This window comes from Sagittula sp., from assembly GCF_052825245.1.
In genome coordinates, this window is sequence record NZ_JBRBWD010000053.1 from 13,246 (window position 1) to 32,445 (window position 19,200).

Here is a 19,200-nt window from a genome sequence, read left to right on the forward strand (position 1 = left end):
CGGGGCACCCCGCGCACACGCCACGCCACCGGACCGGCACCCGATGCCCATCCCCGAGGCACACCCTGCCCCGGGCAGGTCCTCGGCCCGATCCCGCTTGCCCGCCCCCTGCCGCCGTTGCAGGGTCGCGCGACGAAGGAGATCCCGCATGACACATGGTTACGAATCCGGCCGCCTGAACCTGCCCTTCACCGGCATCTGCACCTTTGCCCGCAGCCCCTACCAGCCGGACTGGAGCGCGCTCGACGCCGATGTGGCGGTGCTCGGCGCGCCCTTCGACGCAGGCACGCAGTGGCGCGCCGGTGCCCGCTTCGGCCCGCGCGGGGTGCGCGAGGCCTCGACCCTGTTCAGCTTCGGCCATGCGGGCGCCTACGACCACGAGGACGACATCACCTATCTCGAAGGGGTGCGGATCGTGGACATGGGCGACGCCGACATCGTCCACACCGACACGGAAACCAGCCACGCCAACATCCGCAAGGGCGTGGAGGCCGCGCTGAAGGCAGGCACCCTGCCCGTCACCATCGGCGGCGACCATTCGATCAACATCCCCTGCATCGAGGCCTACGAGGGCCACACCCCCTTCCACGTCCTGCAGATCGACGCCCACCTCGATTTCGTCGATGTCCGCCACGGCGTGACGCGCGGCCACGGCAACCCGATGCGCCGCGCCTCGGAAAAACCCTGGGTCAGCGGGCTGACGCAGCTGGGCATCCGCAACGTGTCCTCCACCGCGCGCGAGGGGTACGAGGATGCCCGCGCCCGGGGCTCGGACATCCTGTCGGTGCGGCAGGTGCGCAGGCTCGGGCCGGAGGCGACAGCCGCCCGCATCCCCGACGGCGTGCCGGTCTACATCACCATCGACATCGACGCCTTCTGCCCGTCGATCGCGCCGGGAACGGGCACGCCCAGCCATGGCGGTTTCCTCTACTATGACGTGCTGGAAATCCTCCAGCAGGTGGCGCGCACCCACAAGGTCGTGGGCATCGACCTGGTGGAGGTCGCGCCGGACTACGATCCCACCGGCTCCACCTCGATCCTCGCGGCGCAGGTGCTGCTGAACCTCCTCGGCTTCATCTTCGCGAAGGGCTGAGCGGCACCGCCCCCCGCACCGGGACAAATGCGCGCGCCCGTCGCGGCGCGCGCCATGCCTGCAGCGGAAAGATCAGCCATCCTCCGCCGCGTCGCAGCGACCCGGCGGCAAAACCCCTTGCCGTCACGGCCCCGTCGCGGTTTGCTGGCACCCGAGCAGCAGACATCCGGAGGCACGACAATGACCGCCCCACTCAAAGGCTATACGATCCTCGACCTGACGCATGTCCTGGCGGGGCCTTTCTGCACCGTGACGATGGCCGACATGGGCGCCACCGTCATCAAGGTGGAGCCGCCCGAGTCCGGCGACGACACCCGCACCTTCCCGCCCTTCAAGGACGGCAAGTCCGCCTATTTCGCCGCGATCAACCACGGCAAGAAGTCCATCGCGCTCAACCTCAAGGAAGACAACGACCGCGCGATCTTCGAAAAGCTCCTGCCGCGCGCCGACGTGATCGTCGAGAATTACCGCCCCGGCGTGATGGAACGGCTGGGCTACGGCTGGGAAACCCTGCACGCCGCCTACCCCCGGCTGGTCTACGGCGCGGTCTCCGGCTTCGGCCACACCGGCCCGGATTCCAAGCGCCCGGCCTACGACATGGTCGTTCAGGCGCGCGGCGGCGTCATGTCGATCACCGGCGAGAAGGACCGCGAGCCGGTGCGCGTCGGCGCCTCCATCGGCGATATCGTGGCGGGCATGTTCCTGACGCAGGGCATCCTCGCCGCGCTGCTGGACCGCGAACGCACCGGCAAGGGCCGCAAGATCGACGTGGCGATGCTCGACAGCCAGCTTGCGATCCTCGAACACGCCGTCGCGCTGACCACCGTCACCGGCAAGGCGCCCGGCCCCTCCGGCGCCCGCCATCCCTCGATCACCCCGTTCGAGACCTTCCACGCCTCCGACGGTCTGTTCGTGATCGCCGCCGGGAACGACCGGCTGTTCGAACGGCTCTGCATCGCACTGAACCTTCCGATCTCCGACGACGAACGCTTTGCCACCAACCCCGCGCGCTGCCAGAACGCGCGCCTGCTGAAACGGCTGATCGAGGCGGTGACGCTCGAGAACACCCGCGCCCACTGGATCGCCAAGCTGACGGCGGCGGGCATTCCCACCGGCCCGATCCAGACCGTCGACCAGGTCCTGAAGGACCCGCAGATCCTGGCGCGCAACATGGTGGTCGACGTGCTCGACAAGAACGGGCGGCAGGCCTTCAAGGCCGCGGGCAACCCGATCAAGATGACCGACGCGCCCGATCCGACCTCGCGCAGCCCGGCGCCGGATCTCGACGGAAACCGCGGCGAAATCCTGCGCTGGCTGGAGCAATCCTGACCCTGCCTGCCCTTCGCATCCCGCGATCCGGGCTCGAAACCGTTGACTTATTCATACATTCGTAAATGATGTTACGAGAGCCAGCAGCGGCTCTGGACCGGCACGGGGGCAGGAGGACGCCCCCCGCCAAGGGAGGAAAACCAATGAGACTTATGGCAAGGGCGCTTTTTGCGCTGACATTCGGCATTTTCGTTCTGGCGCAGCCCGCGATGGCAAACGAACGCTACGGCACCCAGAAGGTCGTCTACCACATCAACGAAGACGGCGGCGAGGACAGCAAGGGCTACATGGGCGCGATGCGCAACATCCAGAACCACATCAACGCGGTGGGCGCCGGGAACCTCGAGGTGGTCGTGGTGATGCACGGCAATGGCGTGGGCCTCGTGATGAACGCCAAGAAGGACGACCGCCTGCAGACCGCCATCGGCTCTCTGAAAAGCCAGAACGTCGCTTTCCACGTCTGCAACAACACCCTCGAAGGCCGCAACATCAACTACGGCGACGACCTCTACGACGTCTGGGAAGAGGACATCGTCCCCTCCGGCGTGGCCGAACTCTCTCGCCTCCAGGCGATGGGATACACCTACATCAAACCCTGACGCCTCGGCCGGTGACGGGAAACGGCGGGGCCTTGCGGGGCGCCGCCGTTCGCATTTCCGGCCCCTTCCGCCGCAATCCCGCCGCCCCATGCCGCGATCCGGCCTTTCGCTCGCGCGCGCAGCCGTTATGTTCCGCGACGACGGACCCAGACTGTACGCGGAGCGACCATGGCCCAGGACCCCCTCGTGATCTTCACCCCTTCGGGCAAACGCGGCCGTTTCCCGGTGGGCACGCCCGTGCTGACCGCGGCACGGCAACTGGGGGTCGATCTCGATTCGGTCTGCGGCGGGCGCGGCATCTGCTCCAAGTGCCAGATCACGCCCTCGTATGGCGACTTTTCCAAACATGGCGTGCATGTCGCACAGGATGCGCTGTCCGAATGGAACGCGGTCGAGGAACGCTATGACCGCGTGCGCGGGCTGAAGACCGGGCGTCGCCTCGGTTGCCAGGCCACCGTGCAGTCCGACGTGGTCATCGACGTGCCGCCCGAAAGCCAGGTGCACCGGCAGGTGGTCCGCAAGGCCGCCGCCGACCGCGTGATCGAGATGGACCCGGCCACCCGCCTCTTCTACGTCGAGGTGGCAGAGCCAGACATGCACGACCCAACCGGCGACCAGCAGCGGCTGGCCAAGGCGCTCTTCGCACAGTGGGAGATCGCCGATCTGGAGGTCGACCCAAAGATCCTGCCCGTCCTGCAGAAGGTCCTGCGCAAAGGCGACTGGAAGGTGACGGTCGCGCTGCACCGCACCCATGCCGAAGCCCGCCCCCGGCTGATCGCCCTCTGGCCCGGCCTGCACGAAGCGGGGATCTTCGGGCTGGCCATCGACCTCGGCTCCACCACCATCGCCGCGCATCTGACGAACCTCGACACCGGGGCTGTGGTCACTTCGGCGGGCATCATGAATCCGCAGATCCGCTTCGGCGAGGACCTGATGTCGCGCGTCTCCTACGCGATGATGAACCCCGGCGGCGAACGCGAGATGACCGCCGCCGTGCGCGAGGCCATCGACACGCTGACCACCGACATCGCGAAGGAGGCGGAGATCGACACCGGGTCGATCCTGGAAACCGTCTTCGTCTGCAACCCGGTGATGCACCACCTGCTGCTGGGCATCGACCCGGTGGAACTGGGACAGGCGCCCTTCGCGCTGGCCACCTCCGACGCGCTGCACCTCTCGGCGGTGGAACTGGGCCTGACCGCCCTGCCCGCATCCGCGCGGATCTACATCCTGCCCTGCATCGCCGGGCACGTGGGCGCCGACGCCGCCGCCGTGGCGCTGGCCGAGCAGCCGGGCAAGTCCGAGGACCTCGCCCTGATCGTCGACGTGGGCACCAACGCCGAAATCCTGCTGGGCGACACCTCCCGCACGCTGGCCTGTTCCTCGCCCACAGGCCCCGCTTTCGAAGGCGCGCAGATCTCCTCCGGCCAGCGCGCTGCACCCGGCGCGATCGAGGCGATCCGCATCGACCCGGACACCAAGGAGCCGCGCTTCCGCGTCATCGGCTGCGACCTCTGGTCCGACGAGGACGGCTTTGCCGAGGCCACGGCACAGACCGGCATCACCGGCATCTGCGGCTCCGGCATCATCGAGGCGGTGGCCGAGATGCGCATGGCCGGGCTGCTGGACCCCTCCGGCCTCATCGGCTCTGCCGAGGCCACCGGCACCGGACGCTCCCTGCCCGCGGGCCGCACCCATGAATACCTGATCTACGACGGCACCGCCGAGGGCGGACCGAAGATCACCGTGACCCAGGGCGACATCCGCGCAATCCAGCTTGCCAAGTCGGCGCTCTATGCGGGCGCACGGCTCCTGATGGACACGCGCGGCGTCGACCAGGTCGACCGCGTGGTGCTGGCCGGGGCCTTCGGCGCGCATATCTCGCCGAAACACGCCATGGTGCTGGGGATGATCCCGGACGTGCCGCTCGACAAGGTGACCTCTGCGGGCAACGCCGCCGGAACCGGCGCGCGCATCGCGCTCTGCTCGCTCAAGGCCCGTCGCGAGATCGAGACGACCGTGCGCCGCATCACCAAGGTCGAAACCGCCATCGAGCCGCGCTTCCAGGAACATTTCGTCGCCGCGAACGCGATCCCGCATGCCACCGACCCCTTCCCGGAACTGAAGAAGGTCGTGACCCTGCCGCAGGTCTCCTTCAACGTGGGCGGGGACGGATCCGGCGGCGGTCGCCGTCGGCGGCGCAGCTGATCCACCGGCATGGGCGGGTGGCCTTTAAACGACCAGCCTGCCCTGCCGATCAGGCCACCCGGGCAGGCGGCAAACCCCCGCATCCGCCCGGCCCCCAGAAGGCCGCGCCGACAGCGTCAGCCGACACCGATTTGGCTTGATCCCTTCGGGGAGTTGCGATAGCCAATCCGTCGCGGCGGGTATGATGTAATGGTAGCCTGTCAGCTTCCCAAGCTGAACGCGCGGGTTCGATTCCCGCTACCCGCTCCAGCCTCCTCCCACGCACCGGACGTAACGTAAGTCACAGAAGCGTGACCGCGCGAAACCCTCGTCCCCCTTCCTCCGTGGCTTTGACATCGCGGCGCACTGGATGCCGCTGTCCCAAGGAGGAGGACCTTCATGAAACGCCTTTACACTTCTGCTGCCGCCACCGCGCTTGCCCTCGTGCTGGCCGGCCCGGCCCTCGCCGCCAGCCACGCCATGGAAAACCCGATGGTCGGCGGCGCCGCCATGTTCGCCGACAAGACCATCGTCGAGAACGCGGTGAACTCTGCCGACCACACCACGCTCGTTGCGGCGGTGCAGGCGGCGGGCCTTGTGGAGACGCTGAGCGGCGAAGGCCCCTTCACCGTCTTCGCCCCCACCAATGCCGCCTTCGACAAGCTGCCCGACGGCACCGTCGAGACGCTGCTGATGCCCGAGAACAAGGACCAGCTCACCAAGGTGCTGACCTGCCACGTGGTCGGCGCGAACGCCATGTCCGACGCCATCGCCGGGATGATCGCCGATGACGGCGGTACCCACCCGGTCGCCACGCTGGGCGGCTGCACGCTGCAGGCGAAGATGGACGGCGACATGATCACACTGACCGACGAACAGGGTAACGTCGCCACCGTGACCATCGCCGATGTGCAGCAGTCGAACGGCGTGATCCACGTCATCGACACCGTGATGCTGCCCGCCGCCGAGGAAAGCACCGATCAGGGCATGACGGAATCGGCCCCGGCCCAGACCGCGATGGCAGGCGACGGCATGGCCACGGACGCCTCCACGACCGCCGAGGCCGATGTGCCGATGGTCGGCGGCGCCCCGATGTACCCGTCGAAGACCATCGTCGAGAACGCGGTGAACTCCGCCGATCACACCACGCTCGTCGCCGCGGTGAAGGCCGCCGACCTCGTGGACACGCTGAGCGGCGAAGGCCCCTTCACCGTCTTCGCGCCGACCAACGCCGCCTTCGAGAAGCTGCCCGACGGCACCGTCGAGACGCTCCTGGAGCCTGCGAACAAGGACCAGCTCACCAAGATCCTGACCGCGCATGTGGTGGCGGGCAACTGGTCGGCCCAGTCGATCCGCGAGGCGGCACGGTCGCAGCGTGACGGCTTCTACCACTTCAACGCGGTGTCCGGCGACGCGCTCTCGGCCAAGGTGACGTCCTCCGGCAACATCTTCATCTTCGACGAGAACGGCGACGCCTACAAGATCACGCAGTCCGACGTGAACCAGTCGAACGGCGTGATCCACGTCATCGAAGGCGTTCTTCTGCCGCGGTAACCCCCTCCTCCACGGCAGAACGGCACGGCCCGCGTCCACCCCGGCGCGGGCCGTCTCACGTCAGACCACAGCCCGCAGGCGCGCCTTCAGCACCGCCACGTCCGACCGCACATCGTCCCGCACAGCCCCTTCGCGCGGCGCGTCGACCAGCGTGGTCAGCAGCGCCTCCTCCGGGACGCCCTTCCGGTGCCAGACAAGGCCGCGCAGCACACGCTCTGCCGCATCCGGCAACCGTTCCGGCGCCTCTTCCCCCGCCAGTGCGCCCCAGACCGCCGTCCAGCACCGCGCCGTGCTCCACGGGTTGTAACCGCCCCCGCCCGAGACGATCAGCCGCGGCGAAAGCGCCCGCAAGGCCAGCGCCGTCGCCACATGCGCGCGGTTCGACAGCGCCAGCCGCGCCAGCGGGTCCTCCGCCAGCGCATCCGCCCCGCATTGCAGGAAGATCGCGTCGGGCCGGAAACCGGCCACGGCGGGCAGGATCACCTCTTCCAGCACCAGCGCGAACTCCGTATCGTTGAACCCGCGCCCCACCGGCAGGTTGAAGGCCGCCCCGCCCGCCCGGTCCCCCAGCGCACCGGTGAAGGGCCAGCGACGCGCCTCGTGGACAGAGATCGTGCGCACCCGCTCCGACCCGGCAAAGGCCGCCTCCACCCCGTCGCCGTGATGCGCGTCGATGTCGACATAGGCCACGCGCTCCAGCCCCATGGCCAGCAGCCTGCGGATGGTCAGCACCGGCTCGTTGAGAAAACAGAACCCCTCTGCCCGGTCCGGCATGGCGTGATGCTGCCCGCCGCCCGGGTTGTGGACGACACCACCCCCGGCCACCAGCTCCGCCGCCAGCAGCCCGCCGCCCACCGCCGTCGCGGGACGGCGGTACATCTCGGCAAAGACCGGGTTCGACAGCGTGCCCAGTCCGTGGCGGTCGCGCACCTCGCCCGACACCTGCTGCGCCGCCTCCGCCGCCATCAGCGCCGCGACGTAGCGGGGCGTGTGGAACCCGGTCAGCGCGGCGGGTTTCGCACAGGGCGAGGTCAGCATCCGCCCGGCCCCCAGCCACCCCAGCGCCGCCGCCAGATCGGTCACCGCAGGCACCCGCTGGATCGAAAGCGGATGCCGCGCCCCATAGACCGAGCCGCGGTAGATCCGCGAGGTGATGAAACGTGCCCCTGTCATGCGTCTGCTCTACCCCTCTGAGGTGCAAAGGAAAAGTCGGGCAGCCAATTGCCCCTCCCGGCCCCCGGGTGTATCCGGAAGACCATGCACCTTCCCAAGATAACGCTCCGAGTCGTCCTGCAAACCGCGATGATGCTGGCCATCGGAGCCATCGGCGGACTTCTGGCCTACTGGGTGCGCTGGCCGATGCCGTGGATGTTCGGCGCGCTTCTGGCCGCGGGCGTGACCGTGCGGCTGGTACAGCCCGTGTCGCTCTCCGACTACGACTTCCCGATGGACTTCCGCACCTTCTTCGTCGCGCTGATCGGCGTGATGATCGGCACGCAGGTGACGCCGGACCTGCTGTCGCTGGCCGGAGAGCTGCCGATCACCCTTTCGGCGCTGGTCCTCTTCGTCGTGGCGGCCCACGCGGGCAACATGGCCATCTTCCACCGCATCGGCGGCTACGACAGGTCCACGGCCCTCTTCTCCGGCACCCCGGGCGGGCTGATGGAGAGCATCTTCATGGGCGAGGCCGCGGGCGCCGACACGCGCATCCTGACGGTGCAGCAGTTCCTGCGGATCATCCTTGTCATCACGCTTTTGCCGGTGGGGCTGTCGCTGTGGATCGGGCACCCGGTGGGCAGCGCCGCCGGGCTGACCATCGGCGGGGACAAGCCGCCGGTGACGCCCCTGGCGCTGGTGCTGATCGCGATCACCGCGGTGCTGGGCCTGTGGGTGGGACGGCGCATCCGCCTGCCCGCGGCACAGCTGACCGGGCCGCTCCTGCTGGCCGCCGCAGCCACCGTCACCGGCGTTCTGGACCTGCACCTGCCGTTCTGGCTGATCGCCACGGCACAGCTGGTGATCGGCGTCAGCCTCGGGATGCGGTTCAAGGGCGTGGACGCGGGCCTCCTGCGCCGCTCGCTCTGGCTGGCCGCACTGTCCGTGTCCTACATGCTGCTGCTGGGCATGACCTTCGCCATCGTGCTGGAGCGGCTGACCGGCATCGCCTTCCTGCACCTCTTCATCTCCTTCGCGCCGGGCGGCGTGGCCGAGATGTCGGTGGTCGCGCTCTCGCTCGCCGCGAACCCGGCACTGGTCAGCCTGCACCACGTCGTGCGCATCCTGATCACGGTGGTGGAAATGCCGCTGGCCGCCCGTGTCATGGGGCTTCGCCCGCCGCGCTTCTAGCACGCGACCCGTCATAACATCCGGTCGGGTGCCCCTGCCGTCCCGGACAGACAGGACCCGTCAAAACACACCCGCAAAGGCAAAGGGCCGCGTCAGCCCTCCGCCTTCTCCATCAGTTCCAGCCATTCCTCTTCCGAGGCGGCCAGGGTCTGCTGGCGCTCCACCAGCGCCTCCGTCGCCTTCTTGAACTTCAGCGGCTCCTTGGTGAACAGGTCCGGCGCGGCGAGGAATTCCTCCAGCTTGGCGATCTCCGCCCCCAGCCGGTCGATCACCCCGGGCAGTTCCTCCAGCCGGTGCTTCTCGGTAAAGCTCAGCGCCGGTTTCTCTGCCGGTTTCGACGGCTGCGCGGATTGCGCGGGCTGCGACGTCTCTCCGCCGCCACCCTTCTTCTTCGCCTTCTCGCGTCCGCCGCCTTCGGCCTCGCGCTTCTGCGTCTGGTAGTCCGACCAGCCGCCCGCATAGACCACGGCCCGGCCGCCGCCCTCCATCGCCACCGTCGTCGTCGCGACACGGTCGAGGAAATCCCGGTCGTGCGAGATGAGGATCACCGTGCCGTCGTAGTCGTCGAGGATCTCCTGCAGCAGGTCCAGCGTCTCCACGTCGAGGTCGTTGGTCGGTTCGTCCAGCACCAGAAGGTTCGATTCCCGCGCCATCAGCTTCGCCAGCAGCAGCCGCGCCTTCTCGCCCCCCGACAGCGACGCGACCTTCGCCCGCGCCTGCCGTTCGTCGAACAGGAACTCCTTGAGGTAGCCCACCACATGCTTCGGCGCGCCGCGCACCATCACCTGGTCCGACGAGCCCGAGACCCGCATGTCCTTGTCGGTGGTCAGCGAATCCCACAGCGACTTCTCCGGGTCGAGCTGCGAGCGTGTCTGGTCGAAGACCGCCGGCACAAGGTTCGTGCCCAGCGACACCGTGCCCTCGTCCGGCGCGATCTCTCCCATCAGGATGCGGATCAGGGTGGTCTTGCCCACGCCGTTCGGCCCGACAAAGGCCACGCGGTCGCCGCGCTGCACCTTGAGGTCGAACCCCTTCACGATCGCCTTGTCGCCGAAGGCATGGCTGACGCCCGCCGCCTCGATCACCTTCTTGCCGGACTTGGGGCCAGAGGCGAGGTCCATCGCCGCCGTCCCCTGCCGCCGGATCTGGCCCGAGCGTTCGGCGCGCATGTCCTGCAGGCGGCGCACCCGGCCCATGTTCCGCGTCCGCCGGGCACTGATGCCCTCGACCGCCCACCGCGCCTCCGACTTGATCTTGCGGTCCAGCTTGTGGCGGGCGGTGTCCTCTTCTTCCCAGATCTTGTCGCGCCATGTCTCGAAGGCGGCAAAGCCCTGCTCCTGCCGCCGCACGGCGCCGCGGTCGATCCACAGCGTCGCGCGCGTCAGCTCGGTCAGGAACCGCCGGTCGTGAGAGATCAGCACAAACGCCCGGCGGGTCGCCTTCAGCTCGTCCTCCAGCCACTGGATCGCCTCGATATCAAGGTGGTTGGTCGGCTCGTCCAGCAGCATCAGCTCCGGCTCCTCGGCCATCAGCTTGGCCAGCGCCGCGCGCCGCCGCTCCCCGCCCGAGGCAGTCGCCACCGGCCGGTCCGGATCGAACTTCAGCCCTTCGGAGGCGCGCTCGACGCGGTACATCTCCGACGCCTGCAGGGTGGAGGCCGCGAACTCGCCCAGCGTCTCGAAGCCCGACAGGTCCGGGTCCTGCTCCATGTAGCCGACGGAGGTGCCGACCGGCACCACCCGCTCGCCCCGGTCGGGTTCGACCAGCCCGGCCATGACCTTCAGGAGCGTGGATTTGCCCGACCCGTTCCGCCCCACGAGGGCGACGCGGTCGCCCGGCTGGACGTTGAGGGACAGGGCGTCGAAGACCGGCTCACCACCGAAGGTGAGCGACACGTCTGAAAGCTGGAGAAGCGGTGCAACCATGGGCGCGAGCTATGCCCGCCCGCCCGCGCCGTCAAGCGCCCTCGCACGTCCCGGCCCGGTCGCGGCAACGGCACCCGCCCCGAAACGCCGTCCTCGCAACGCGCTGCCGGCATCGCCGGGGTGTGCCGCCGACCCGCCGGTCATCGCGCGCCCCATCCGCTGGTGGACACCCGATGTAGGGCGGGGCTCTGCGCCGCCCGACCTTCAGGCCATGGCGCGACACCATACTCCGCCCGATGCAGGGCCCCCGCTACCCGGCCACGGCCCGCAGCAGGCGTTTGCGCGCGGCGGGGATAAGCGCGATCTCCACCCCGGTAAAGACGTGCAGCGTGTTCATCTGCCGATCCACGACCGCGTGATCCGACACCCAGCCGCCCATCAGCAGGTAGGTCCGCAGCAGCGGCGGCATCCGCAGCAGCCCTTTGCGGGCATCGGGCTTGCGCCGCAGCCGCTGGGCAAACGGGTAGACGTCCCCCGCCTTCACCCGCGGCAGCCAGCGCGCGGGCGCAAGGTGCCGCGCCTTCAGCATGGCGAAGGCATCGGAATAGACATGCGCATCCGTCCCCGCGAAGGAGGCGCAGCCGAACAGCAACTCCACCCCCTGCCCGTCCACGTAGGCGGTCATCGCTCCCCAGGCCAGGCGCAGCACATCGGGGTCGTGCACCTCCGGATCGACGCAGAAGCGGCCCATCTCGACCATCGCCCCGTCGAAGGCCTCCAGCCGGGACAGGTCATAATACTGTGCGGCATAGCTGCGCCCGATCTCCGCCCCGCTGCCCAGGCGCAGGAAACGGAAGCAGCAGACCAGCCGTCCGCTCCTCAGGTCCTCGACCAGAACGTGATCGCAGATGGCGTCGAAGGCGTCGATGTCCGGCCGCGCGCCCCCAAGGAAGGCCCGCCCGCGCAACGCCTGCGCCGCGGCCACGTCGGCGGGCCCGGCGGCCAGCCGGGCGGCATAGCGTCCGCGGGACAAGAGGATCATGGGGCGTTCTTCGGCATGACCGTCCGCCGCCCCGCGGTCACGGGGCAATGCGGCGTCATGACAGGGGTGCGTGCCGCCGGTCTCCCGGCGGTCCGGATCACCCGCCCAGCACGTCACCCAGGTTGATCCCGCCGATGTTGCCAAAGAGCTTGCGGATGAAGCTGATGTCGCCATCGGACGTCTGTGTCACGCGCTTGGTCAGCGGCACCACGCGGCCGTCCTCCAGCCCGTAGGTCACGATGTTGTCGACCACGCCCGCCTGGTCGAAGGTGATCGCGACGATCTCGCGCTCCGTCACCGTGGGGCGCTGCCAGGCGAAATGCTTCACTTCCGACTGGATATAATAGAAACCGGAGTCGTTCAGCACGCCCGAGGCATTGGGCACGCCGACCACGTCCTCGACCGTCGCGCGGGTGTCCACGCCGGGCACGATCTGCTGGAGCACCTCTTCCGAAGGCACGTAGCCGTGGTTGCGATACCGTGTCTCGCAGCCGGCCGCGCCGACCAGCGCAATCGCCAGAACGGCCCACTTCAGCGATGTCCCGATGCCGTACATGTTCCGGCCCCTCTTGTATTGACGTCCGCAGACTCTTATCCCGATTAGACAAGTTTACCCCCCCAAGCAAGGTCAGGAAAGCCTGTCGTCATGACGCAACCCGCCCCACGCCGCCCCACCGACCGGACGCGCCTTCGGGTGACGGAACTGCGCCAGTCCGGTGAATCGCCCTTCCTCCTGGAACCCGACTCCGAGACACGCGCCGATCTCGCCACCTCGCTGGGGATCCAGGCGGTGCGCAAGCTGCGCTTCGAAGGCATCCTCACGCCCCGCGGCAAGGAGGGCTGGCAGCTCGAGGCCAAGCTGGGCGCCACCGTCGTGCAGTCCTGCATCGTCACGCTCGACCCGGTGACCACCCGCATCGACACCACCGTGCTGCGCCGCTTCGTGCCCGCCCGCTGGCTGGAGGAACCCGAGGCCGGCTCCGAAACCGAGGTGCCGGAGGACGACAGCCTCGAACCGCTGGGCGAGGTGATCGACCTCGCTTCCGTCATGCAGGAGGAACTTGCCCTTGCCCTCCCGCCCTATCCGCGCAAGGAAGGGGTCGAGCTGGGCGAGGCCCAGTTCGCCGAACCCGGCGTGACGCCGATCACCGACGACGATGTTCGGCCTTTCGCCGGTCTGGCCGACCTGAAGAAAAAAATGGACGATGCGGGCGGGGAAGGCTGAGAATCTGCTTGCCATTCGGGCGATCCTGCGTATTTTCGCGCGCTCATGAGCATGGCAGGCACCCAGTTGACCAGGGCCATATCAGGACCAGGAACCGGGGCCGTACCGGGGGTGAAACCACCCCCCTGCGACGCCACCACAAAGAGACACACGGCAGGCAGATCCCTGCCCTTCGAGAAAGGTTGAGACATGGCTGTCCAACAGAACAAGGTTTCGAAGTCGCGCCGCAACAACCGCCGCGCGCACGATGCGCTGACCGCCGCGAACCCGAACGAGTGCGACAACTGCGGCGAGCTGAAGCGCCCGCACCACGTCTGCCCGTCCTGCGGCCACTACGCGGAACGGGAAGTGATCGCGCAGGCAGACGAGATCGACCTGGACGAAGACGCAGCTTGATTGCTGCACGGCGGGGCTCCGCGGCATGACCTCTCGGAACGACAGGAAGGCCACGGGCGCGGACCGCGTCGTGATTTCAGTGGACGCCATGGGCGGAGACCGGGGACCGGCGGCAGTAGTCGCCGGCATTGCCGCGTCTGCGATCAAGAATCCACAGATCCACTTCATCCTGCACGGCCCCGAGGCGGAGCTTGAAAAGCTCGTCGCCAAGAAGAAGGGCCTGCCCGAACGCGTCACGCTGAAGAACGCCGAGGGCGTGGTCAGCATGGACGACAAGCCCAGCCAGGTCATGCGCCATGGCAAGGGCACGTCCATGTGGTCCGCGCTCGAATCGGTGCGCGACGGCGATGCGACCGTGGCGGTCTCCTGCGGGAACACCGGCGCGCTGATGGCGCTGTCGATGATCCGCCTGCGCAAGCTGCCGGGCGTGAACCGTCCCGCCATCGCGATCCTCTGGCCCTCGCGCAATCCGCAGGGCTTCAACGTGATGCTCGACGTGGGCGCGGACATCCGCGCCGACGCGCAGGACCTGCTGCAATACGCGCTGATGGGCGCCTCCTACGCCCGCAACGGTCTTCACCTCGAACGCCCCCGCATCGGCCTGCTGAACGTCGGCACCGAAGAGCACAAGGGCCGCGCCGAGCTGAAGGAAGCCCACGACCTGATCCGCGCCAGCGCCGACAGCGGCAGCTACGACTTCGTGGGTTTCGTCGAGGGCGGCGACATCCCCGGCCGCCGCTGCGACGTGATCGTCACCGACGGCTTCACCGGCAACGTCGCGCTGAAGACCGGCGAAGGCACCGCCTCGCTGATCGGCGACCTCCTGAAGGAGGCCTTCGCCTATTCCCCCCTCTCCCGCATCGCATCGCTTCTGGCGCTGACCTCGCTCAGCCGCCTCAAGAAGCGCATCGACCCGCGGCGGGTGAACGGCGGCGTCTTTCTCGGGCTGAACGGCACGGTGGTCAAATCGCACGGTTCGGCGGATGCCACCGGCATCTCCGCCGCCGTCAAGCTGGCGTTCCAGCTGGCCGAAACCGGTTTCGGAGAGCGGCTCGCCGCCCGCGTGGCCACAGTGCTCGATGAAACCGACCCGCCGGGTGTTGCGTCTGGCGACGCTGCGTCGCAGGATGCGCCCGGGCAGAAGGACATCAACTGAAATGACACGACGCGCGACCGTTATCGGGGTCGGACACTACCTTCCCGATCGAATCGTGGAGAACTCCGAATTCGAGACCGGGCTGACCGGGCTGACCCCCGAACCGATCGTTCTCGAAACCTCCGACGAATGGATCCGGGCGCGCTCCGGCATCGAACGCCGTCACATCGCGGCCCCCGGCCAGACGACCTCGGACCTCGCCACGCGGGCCGCCCGTGTCGCCCTGACCGACGCCGGCATCACCGCCGACGACATCGACGCCATCGTCCTTGCGACCTCCACCGCCGACCTGACCTTCCCCTCCGCTGCCACCATGGTGCAGGCGGAACTGGGCATGACGAAGGGCTTTGCCTTCGACGTGCAGGCGGTCTGCGCGGGCTTCATCTATGCGCTGGCCAACGCCAACGCACTCATCACTTCCGGCCAGGCCGAACGCGTGCTGGTCATCGGGGCCGAGACGTTCAGCCGGATCATGGACTGGACCGACCGCTCCACCTGCGTGCTTTTCGGCGATGGCGCCGGCGCGCTGATTCTCGAAGCGCGCGAAGGCGAAGGCACCAACGCCGACCGGGGCATCCTGTCCTGCGACCTGAACTCCGACGGACGGTTCCGCGACATCCTCTACGTCGACGGCGGCGTGGCCACGAACTCCACCGGCCACCTGCGCATGGCGGGCAAGGAAGTCTTCCGGCATGCGGTGGAAAAGCTGGCCTCCACCGCGAACACCGCGATGGACAAGATCGGCATGGCCTCGTCCGAAGTCGACTGGGTCGTGCCCCATCAGGCCAACATCCGCATCATCTCCGGCACCGCCAAGAAGCTGGGCCTGCCCATGGAACGCGTGGTCGTCACCGTGCAGGACCACGGCAACACCTCCGCCGCGTCGATCCCGCTGGCGCTTTCCGTGGGCTGGGCCCGCGGCCAGATCGCCGAGGGCGATGTCGTGGTGACAGAGGCCATCGGCGGCGGCCTCGCCTGGGGCGCGGTCGTGCTGCGCTGGTAGTCCACCGGACCGAAATCATCCGCTGATCGCCGCGGCGTCGTTGCCGCCGCATCGCCGGCTTGCTATCGTCCCGCCTGCGAAGGGCGCTCCCGCCGCCGTTGCAACCGTCCGATGGGCGGTCAACCGCCGAGGCTTCGGGATCGCAAAGCAGCCGCTCCTTACGGCGATCATGGCCCGGCAGCACAAGGCCGCACGCCGCCGGGCGCTTTTTCCAGCCTGCCCGAAAAGTTAACGCCCCCTCTTGGCATGACACCTAAAATCCCCTCTCCAAGCCATTGATATTGACTTGTGATTTGGCACGGGCATAAGCTGCGACAGGACAGCGGAGGGATGGAGTATGGGGGAAAAAACCCTGACGCGTATGGACCTGAGCGAAGCCGTGTTTCGCGAGGTTGGTTTGTCGCGGAATGAAAGCGCGGAACTGGTCGAAGCGGTGCTTCAACACATGTCCGACGCGCTCGTCGAAGGTGAGCAGGTCAAGATTTCGTCCTTCGGCACGTTTTCCGTGCGCGAGAAGGCCGCGCGTGTGGGGCGCAACCCCAAGACAGGTGAAGAAGTGCCGATCCAGCCGCGCCGCGTGCTGACCTTCCGGCCCTCGCACCTGATGAAAGACCGCGTGGCCGCGGGCAACAAGCGCTGAGGCGCGTAAAAGATGTCCAAGTCGCCTGACGCCTTCCGCACCATCTCGGAAGTATCCGAGTGGCTCGAGACCCCTGCGCATGTTCTGCGGTTCTGGGAGAGCAAGTTCACCCAGGTCAAACCGGTGAAACGCGCAGGCGGGCGTCGGTACTATCGCCCTGCCGACATGGAATTGCTGGGCGGAATCAAGAAATTGCTGCACGAGGACGGGCTGACCATCAAGGGCGTCCAGAAGGTGCTGCGCGAACAGGGCGTGCGCTATGTCTCGGGCCTGTCGCCCCAAGTGGGCGACGACGACACCGACGCCGAACTGATCGAGGACGCGCCCTACGCCGAGGTCGAACAGACCGACGACGGCATCGTGGCCTTCCCCGGCCGGACCGCGGACCCTCAGCAGGAAGCACCGCAGGCCGCCGTTCAGGACACGCCCGAACCGGCGCCGGTGGAACCCGACCAGATGGCGGCGATGCCTCCGGAGGACGAACCGGAGGTTGGCGAATCCGACGACGATCTGCCCTCCCTGCCACCGCTCGCCCCGTTCGAAACGTCAGACGACACCCTCGCCCCGCCCGCGCTCGAACCCGCGCCCGCGGCAGAGGAGAGCGCCGTTTCCCTCGCGCCACAGCCCGCGCCCCTGCCCTCTGCCGCGCCCTTGCCAAGTGACGCTACGGGAGAGCACACCGAAATGACCGCAACGAATGCGGGAGAATCGGTGACGGAGGACGACGAGATGGCCCGCCCGGCAGAGGACACGCTGCAGACCGCTTTCGCCTTCGACCTGCCGCAGGACGCGGGCATTCCCTCGCCCGACGACATGGCAACGGGAACCGAACCCGACTTGACCACACCGGACGAAGATCCTTTCGACACCGCCCCCGAGGCGGCGGATGTCATGGAGGACGCAACGGACAGCGAGGTGCTACAGGCAGACGACGACTTCGCCGCGCCCGATACCGATACAGACGCCGCCCCCATTCCGGACATCGCCGTCCCGGAGGCGCCCGCGCGTGCCGCGAACGCGCTCAACCTGCCCGACTTCGGCCAGCCCGAGGACGCAGGTCCCCCGTCCGCCGGGCCCGGCCTGCTGGCCCGCGCTGCGGCGCTCAGGGCGCTCTCGCCCGAAAAGGCGCAGGCCATCGCCGCGCAGATGCCGGCGCTGCAACAGCGGCTCGACCGTCTGAACGGCGCCGCCCCCGACGACGCCTGAACGGCCTCTTTGAAATCCCCGAAAATTGCTGCGGCGGGGGGTTGCCCTTGCCGCAGAAAACGGTAATTAGGCCGGACAAGTCGGGCTATGGCGCAGCCTGGTAGCGCGTCCGTCTGGGGGACGGAAGGTCGCAGGTTCGAGTCCTGCTAGCCCGACCAAATCACACCCCGCCAAGCATCCTCACGCCGTCGCGCACCGCGCGTCCGGTGGCTTGGCGCACCGTGTCTGCCGCTCCCGGAACATCCGCAATCGCCGCACCGTGGCGCACGTGCCCCCGCGTCGCTTTTCGCCTCCCACTCCGCGCCGCGGCTTGTTAAGACGATCCCCGACAAGACGGAGGCATCCATGACCGGCGTACTGGCCAGCCAGCAGATCCAGACCCTGATCTCCACCGGCGCGCTTGCGGCGGACGAACCTTTCGCCCCTGGCCAGTTGCAGCCCGCCAGCCTCGACCTGCGGCTCGGAACCCGCGCCTACCGCGTCCGCGCTTCCTTCCTCGCAGGCAAGGGCAAGACGGTGGCCTCCCGCATTTCCGAGTTCGAGATGCACGAGATCGACCTCGCCCCCGGGGCCGTGCTGGAAAAGGGCTGCGTCTACCTCGTGCCGCTGATGGAACGGCTCAGCCTGCCCGACGACATCACCGCCATCGCCAACGCCAAAAGCTCCACCGGCCGGCTCGACCTGCTGACCCGCGTCATCACCGATGGCGGGACGGAGTTCGACCGCGTGGCCCCCGGCTACGACGGCCCGCTCTGGGCCGAGATCTGCCCGCGCAGCTTCTCCGTCCTCGTGCGCCCCGGCATGACGCTGAACCAGATCCGCTTCCGGCGCGGCCAGGCTGTGCTGTCGGACGCACAGCTCAGGGCGCTGCACGAAGAGGTCGGCCTCGTCGCGGGCGGTCCGGCGGTGATCGACGCGGGCCTTGGCTTCTCCGTCGATCTCGAACCCGGGCCGCAGGGCATCGTGGGCTACCGCGCCCGCCCGCACACCGGGGTGATCGACCTGGCAAAGCTCAACCACTACGATCCCGCCGACTACTGGGACCGGCTGCGATCCGACCGCAAGCGGCTGATCCTCGATCCCGGTGCCTTCTACATCCTCGTCAGCCGCGAGGCCGTGCACATCCCGCCGGGCTTCGCCGCCGAGATGGCCCCCTTCCTCGCCATGGTGGGCGAGTTCCGCGTGCATTACGCCGGTTTCTTCGACCCGGGCTTCGGCCATGCCCCGGCGGGCGGCGCGGGCGCGCGCGGCGTGCTCGAGGTGCGCTGCCACGAAGCGCCCTTCGTGCTCGAACACGGGCAGACCGTGGGCCGGCTCGTCTACGAACGCATGTCCGAGGTGCCCGCCCAGCTTTACGGTCAGGGCATCGCCTCGAACTATCAGGGCCAGGGCCTGAAACTTTCGAAACATTTCATGACCGCCTGACGCGGGAACCTGCGCCTTTCCGCGCATCCGGCAGGGGGCTTGGCGGCGCCTTGCCGGATGGCGCAACGTCAACCGTCGGATTTTTCCCTTTCACCGGAACCGGTTGGCGCCCCTCCCTGTTGTCGCTCCAAGGG

The 19,200-nt window shown here is 68.3% G+C and carries 17 protein-coding genes, 2 tRNA genes and 1 pseudogene; 16 read left to right on the top strand and 4 right to left on the bottom strand.

Going from position 1 to position 19,200, the window contains the following annotated elements; all coding sequences use genetic code 11:
* Nucleotides 1-148: 148 nt before the first annotated feature.
* The 7 genes and pseudogenes from speB (at nucleotide 149) to ACU0DV_RS21195 (ending at nucleotide 6,762) form a co-directional block, all read left to right on the top strand.
* The gene (speB, locus tag ACU0DV_RS21165) at nucleotides 149-1,093 is read left to right on the top strand and encodes an agmatinase (RefSeq protein WP_446241854.1); all 945 of its coding nucleotides are present in this window, start codon (nucleotides 149-151) and stop codon (nucleotides 1,091-1,093) included.
* A 180-nt stretch (nucleotides 1,094-1,273) separates the two neighbouring features.
* Entirely contained in the window at nucleotides 1,274-2,422 is a 1,149-nt protein-coding gene (locus ACU0DV_RS21170) for a CaiB/BaiF CoA transferase family protein (RefSeq protein WP_446241853.1), read from the top strand.
* Nucleotides 2,423-2,565: 143 nt separating this feature from the next.
* Nucleotides 2,566-3,021, top strand: coding sequence for a DsrE family protein (locus ACU0DV_RS21175; protein ID WP_100930430.1), 456 nt, complete (start codon nucleotides 2,566-2,568; stop codon nucleotides 3,019-3,021).
* Nucleotides 3,022-3,189: 168 nt separating this feature from the next.
* Nucleotides 3,190-5,229, top strand: a complete 2,040-nt coding sequence (locus ACU0DV_RS21180; RefSeq protein WP_446241852.1) for an ASKHA domain-containing protein — start codon at nucleotides 3,190-3,192, stop codon at nucleotides 5,227-5,229.
* Nucleotides 5,230-5,404: 175 nt separating this feature from the next.
* Nucleotides 5,405-5,478 (top strand) — tRNA-Gly (locus tag ACU0DV_RS21185).
* Between the two features lie 129 nt (nucleotides 5,479-5,607).
* Nucleotides 5,608-6,171, top strand: a pseudogene (locus ACU0DV_RS21190) (fasciclin domain-containing protein); the annotation flags it as partial.
* A gap of 54 nt (nucleotides 6,172-6,225) precedes the next feature.
* Nucleotides 6,226-6,762, top strand: coding sequence for a fasciclin domain-containing protein (locus ACU0DV_RS21195; RefSeq protein ID WP_446241865.1), 537 nt, complete (start codon nucleotides 6,226-6,228; stop codon nucleotides 6,760-6,762).
* 60 nt (nucleotides 6,763-6,822) lie between these two features.
* Here ACU0DV_RS21195 and ACU0DV_RS21200 read toward each other — a convergent pair whose 3' ends face one another.
* Nucleotides 6,823-7,935: an acetoin utilization protein AcuC gene (locus ACU0DV_RS21200; protein ID WP_446241851.1), complete on the bottom strand. Its 1,113-nt coding sequence runs from the start codon at nucleotides 7,933-7,935 to the stop codon at nucleotides 6,823-6,825.
* A gap of 84 nt (nucleotides 7,936-8,019) precedes the next feature.
* On the opposite strand from ACU0DV_RS21200, the gene ACU0DV_RS21205 reads away from it, so the two are divergent.
* Nucleotides 8,020-9,108 (top strand): AbrB family transcriptional regulator, encoded by a 1,089-nt coding sequence (locus ACU0DV_RS21205; RefSeq protein WP_446241850.1) that lies wholly within the window; start codon nucleotides 8,020-8,022, stop codon nucleotides 9,106-9,108.
* Nucleotides 9,109-9,200: 92 nt separating this feature from the next.
* Here the strand turns inward: ACU0DV_RS21205 and ACU0DV_RS21210 are convergent, their stop codons facing one another.
* The 3 genes from ACU0DV_RS21210 to ACU0DV_RS21220 form a co-directional block, all read right to left on the bottom strand.
* Nucleotides 9,201-11,033 carry an ABC-F family ATP-binding cassette domain-containing protein gene (locus ACU0DV_RS21210; protein WP_446241849.1) on the bottom strand — a complete coding sequence of 611 codons (1,833 nt, stop codon included), beginning with the start codon at nucleotides 11,031-11,033 and terminating at the stop codon, nucleotides 9,201-9,203.
* Between the two features lie 250 nt (nucleotides 11,034-11,283).
* A complete protein-coding gene (locus tag ACU0DV_RS21215) occupies nucleotides 11,284-12,015 on the bottom strand; it encodes a GNAT family N-acetyltransferase (protein WP_446241848.1) in 732 nt (243 codons plus the stop codon).
* Nucleotides 12,016-12,112: 97 nt separating this feature from the next.
* Entirely contained in the window at nucleotides 12,113-12,571 is a 459-nt protein-coding gene (locus ACU0DV_RS21220; RefSeq protein ID WP_100930423.1) for an outer membrane protein assembly factor BamE, read from the bottom strand.
* A gap of 90 nt (nucleotides 12,572-12,661) precedes the next feature.
* Between ACU0DV_RS21220 and ACU0DV_RS21225 the strand changes: the two genes are divergently transcribed.
* From ACU0DV_RS21225 to ACU0DV_RS21260, 8 genes are all read left to right on the top strand, one after another.
* Nucleotides 12,662-13,240: a YceD family protein gene (locus ACU0DV_RS21225; RefSeq protein WP_446241847.1), complete on the top strand. Its 579-nt coding sequence runs from the start codon at nucleotides 12,662-12,664 to the stop codon at nucleotides 13,238-13,240.
* 189 nt (nucleotides 13,241-13,429) lie between these two features.
* Nucleotides 13,430-13,636, top strand: a complete 207-nt coding sequence (gene rpmF / locus ACU0DV_RS21230; protein WP_100930421.1) for a 50S ribosomal protein L32 — start codon at nucleotides 13,430-13,432, stop codon at nucleotides 13,634-13,636.
* A 25-nt stretch (nucleotides 13,637-13,661) separates the two neighbouring features.
* The gene (gene plsX / locus ACU0DV_RS21235; protein WP_100930420.1) at nucleotides 13,662-14,792 is read left to right on the top strand and encodes a phosphate acyltransferase PlsX; all 1,131 of its coding nucleotides are present in this window, start codon (nucleotides 13,662-13,664) and stop codon (nucleotides 14,790-14,792) included.
* Nucleotide 14,793: 1 nt separating this feature from the next.
* Entirely contained in the window at nucleotides 14,794-15,795 is a 1,002-nt protein-coding gene (locus tag ACU0DV_RS21240; RefSeq protein ID WP_446241846.1) for a beta-ketoacyl-ACP synthase III, read from the top strand.
* A 337-nt stretch (nucleotides 15,796-16,132) separates the two neighbouring features.
* Nucleotides 16,133-16,435: an integration host factor subunit alpha gene (gene ihfA, locus ACU0DV_RS21245; protein WP_005857850.1), complete on the top strand. Its 303-nt coding sequence runs from the start codon at nucleotides 16,133-16,135 to the stop codon at nucleotides 16,433-16,435.
* 12 nt (nucleotides 16,436-16,447) lie between these two features.
* Entirely contained in the window at nucleotides 16,448-17,641 is a 1,194-nt protein-coding gene (locus tag ACU0DV_RS21250) for a MerR family transcriptional regulator (RefSeq protein WP_446241845.1), read from the top strand.
* Nucleotides 17,642-17,722: 81 nt separating this feature from the next.
* Nucleotides 17,723-17,799 (top strand) — tRNA-Pro (locus ACU0DV_RS21255).
* 187 nt (nucleotides 17,800-17,986) lie between these two features.
* Nucleotides 17,987-19,066, top strand: a complete 1,080-nt coding sequence (locus ACU0DV_RS21260; RefSeq protein WP_370313949.1) for a 2'-deoxycytidine 5'-triphosphate deaminase — start codon at nucleotides 17,987-17,989, stop codon at nucleotides 19,064-19,066.
* Nucleotides 19,067-19,200: the final 134 nt, after the last annotated feature.